The organism is Emticicia sp. (assembly GCF_049241225.1).
GTDB lineage: Bacteria > Bacteroidota > Bacteroidia > Cytophagales > Spirosomataceae > Emticicia.
Window position 1 is genome coordinate 1 of record NZ_JBMLRC010000367.1, and the last position, 2879, is coordinate 2879.

The window sequence follows — 2879 nt, forward strand, 5'->3', positions numbered from 1 at the left end:
GTGTAACAAAACGCTACGTTGAAGATGCCGTGAATAACCTTTTAGTAGGAAAACCTGTGGTAACGACAAGCACAAAAGCCGTTGGTTGTGCCATTAAATGGAAAAGTTGAAATGATTGCATTAATTTAAACAGCAAATACTGTGGACTTATGGACTATTGACCATTGACTACAAAAATATAGTTGCCATCTGCGAAAACAGGTGGCTTTTTCTTTTTTATTGACGAACTTTGTAAAATGATAGCATGAACGCATTCTATCATTCACTCATTCAAACATTCACTCATTCAAACATGAGCAACAAACTTCCCCCTATATTTCCTCCGCAACGAATGGAGAAACTAATGGCATTTGATAGACTTCTGACAATCATGGACGAACTCCGTGAGCAATGTCCGTGGGATAAAAAGCAAACAATGGACACGCTTCGCCATTTAACGATTGAAGAAACTTACGAACTTTCGGATGCCATTTTGGAGAAAGACTTACCCGAAATCAAGAAAGAATTGGGCGATATAATGCTGCATTTGGTGTTTTACTCAAAAATTGCTTCCGAAACTGGCGATTTTGATGTGGCCGACGTGCTTCATGGAATTTGCGATAAATTGGTTTCTCGACATCCGCATATCTACGGCGATGTGAAAGTAGAGAACGAAGATGATGTAAAGCGAAATTGGGAACAATTGAAGCTAAAAGAAGGAAATAAATCGGTTTTGAGTGGCGTGCCAGGTTCCTTACCAGCTTTGGTAAAATCAATGCGAATTCAAGAAAAAGCTCGTGGCGTAGGTTTCGACTGGGAAGAAAAAAGCCAAGTTTGGGCAAAAGTAGAGGAGGAAATGGGCGAGTTTAAGGAAATGTTTGATGTTGAAACCGACCAAGCCATTGATAAAGAAAAAGCTGAAGGCGAATTTGGTGATTTGCTTTTCTCGTTAGTCAATTACGCTCGTTTCATAGACATTAACCCCGAAACTGCTCTCGAACGTACTAATAAGAAGTTTATCAAGCGTTTTCAGTATTTGGAAGAAAAAGCCAAAGAAGCCAACAAAAATCTGAAAGATATGACCCTTGCCGAAATGGATATTTTTTGGGAAGAAGCGAAGAAGTTGTAGTTAGTCAACGGTTCTCAATTAGCAGTCAACAGATATTTTAACCTGCCGTTGTCTGTGTCCTCACAGACAACACACTTACATTTATGAAATTTTATGCCCAGAATACTTGCTATTGACTACGGTGCTAAACGAACAGGTTTGGCCGTAACTGACCCATCAAAAATAATCGCTTCGGCACTCGAAACCGTTCCGACCGATAAATTGTTGGAATATTTAAAGAAATACACCCAAACCGAAGTAGTTGAGGCTTTTGTGGTCGGAATGCCTAAAAATTTGGATGGCACAGCCACCGACGGAACGGCCTACGTAGAACGATTTGTGATAGAATTAAAAAATATTTTCCCCGAAACACCCATACATCTGCACGATGAACGTTTTACTTCAAAGATGGCGATGCAAACCATGATTGCGGGCGGAATGAAGAAAAAAGACCGACAAATAAAGGGAAATATCGACAAAATCAGTGCGGTGATTATTTTGCAGAGTTTTATGGGGAATTGACTAAAGATTTGACAAGGCCACCTGTGTGGCTAAACCCTTGTCTTAACTATGGACCATCGACTATTGACCGTGGACTATCAAAACATGTTTCAACAATTATTTAAAAAAGTGAATAAAGTTGTGGATAAAAATCCGACTTTGCCCACAATAAACAAGCCTGATGCAATTACTGCCAAGAAGATGGGAGAAATTTTACTCAAACATCTTCCTGCAACCACGGTTATGTATTGCTTTGATTTGTGGAAAGAACAACCCTTTTCGTTTAAGATTTCACGCACCCGAAGCAGTTGTTTCGGAAATTATATTTTTCGTGATGGTCAGCACAAAATCACAATCAATCACGACCTAAATCAGTATGCTTTTTTGGTAACATACATTCACGAAATTGCTCACCAGCGAGCTTGGCTCAATAAAGGCCGAAAACGAATAGAACCCCACGGAAAAGAATGGAAAAAGAGTTTTCAAGATTTAATGCAGCCTTTGCTTAGCGAAGAGCATTTACCCAAAAATCTACTTTTGCCGTTGAGTGCCTATATGCAAAATCCAGCGGCTTCTTCGGTGAGCTATGCACCACTGGCCGAAGCTCTAAGGAGTTTTGATTCTGGCGAACAAGTGGGTATTTCTTTGGCAGATTTAACTGATAATCAATGGTTTGAGTTTCGTGGAACAGTTTTTCAGAAAATCGAAAAACGAAGAACAAGGGTGTTGTGTTTAGAGAAACAATCGAAACGTCGATATACAATTTTGGCATCGGCACTTGTCAATCCGCTGTGAGTTTTCAATGAACAAAATATTAAAAAATATAAAAATACAGCCATTTTTTCCGTTCCCCGAGCGAAGTCGAGGGGCGGGAAAAATGAGCATGATATTTTTGAGCATCGTCTACTCGCTACTCTTTTCCGTATTTTCTTACGCCCAATCATCTGTTCTGGCCACTGGCGAATGGTATAAAATTGCCACAACTCGCACAGGTGTGCATAAAATTGATGCTACATTTCTGAAAGATGCGGGCATTGATATTACTAAGCTAAATCCTCAAAACATCAGAATTTTTGGAAATGGTGGCGGAGTTTTACCACAAGCCAATAACGCTCCTCGGACAAGAGATTTAACCGAAAATCACATTGAAGTCGTTGGCGAAAATGATGGAAAATTCGATATCTCTGATTATATACTCTTTTATGCAGAAAGCCCCCACAGAACACTTTATAATGTTAATAATCAACGATTTACTCACCAAAACAATCCGTATTCAGATACCACTTTTGTT

General features: G+C 39.5%; 3 protein-coding genes and 1 pseudogene. All 4 read left to right on the forward strand.

What is annotated here, in order from left to right; translation table 11 throughout:
• The first annotated feature begins 292 nt into the window (after nucleotides 1–292).
• Nucleotides 293–1108: a nucleoside triphosphate pyrophosphohydrolase gene (gene mazG, locus ACOVO2_RS19360; RefSeq protein ID WP_421771564.1), complete on the forward strand. Its 816-nt coding sequence runs from the start codon at nucleotides 293–295 to the stop codon at nucleotides 1106–1108.
• Between the two features lie 93 nt (nucleotides 1109–1201).
• Entirely contained in the window at nucleotides 1202–1609 is a 408-nt protein-coding gene (gene ruvX, locus ACOVO2_RS19365) for a Holliday junction resolvase RuvX (RefSeq protein ID WP_064197679.1), read from the forward strand.
• 84 nt (nucleotides 1610–1693) lie between these two features.
• Nucleotides 1694–2383 (forward strand): SprT-like domain-containing protein, encoded by a 690-nt coding sequence (locus tag ACOVO2_RS19370; RefSeq protein ID WP_421771558.1) that lies wholly within the window; start codon nucleotides 1694–1696, stop codon nucleotides 2381–2383.
• Between the two features lie 82 nt (nucleotides 2384–2465).
• Nucleotides 2466–2879 (forward strand): annotated as a pseudogene (locus ACOVO2_RS19375) (hypothetical protein); the annotation flags it as partial.